1 pseudogene is annotated in these 248 nt (G+C 44.0%); it reads left to right on the forward strand.

Features of this window, described 5'->3' with window-relative positions:
* Positions 1-112 precede the first annotated feature (112 nt).
* A pseudogene (locus KVT11_RS20340) lies at positions 113-248 on the forward strand (tunnelling fold family protein); the annotation flags it as partial.

Here is a 248-nt window from a genome sequence, read left to right on the forward strand (position 1 = left end):
AGTCCCCAAAAAAGGTTAAAATCAATCGTTTGGTAAGGTGTAAAATTGGTGTGACTTCATGCTTAATGTCTAGAGCAAGTACTTATGGGACAAGACTTTGACCTGCCTTTTCTTCCACGAGGGCTGCATGAACATCATCATGAATGATTTGATCGAATTAATGGACCCCCGCTGCATTGAAGTATGGGGCAAATTCACACCTAGAGGCGGAATCTCCATTGACCCGTATACAAACTACGGCAGACCGG

The organism is Bacillus sp. GbtcB10 (assembly GCF_019091365.1).
Lineage (GTDB): Bacteria > Bacillota > Bacilli > Bacillales > Bacillaceae > Bacillus > Bacillus altitudinis.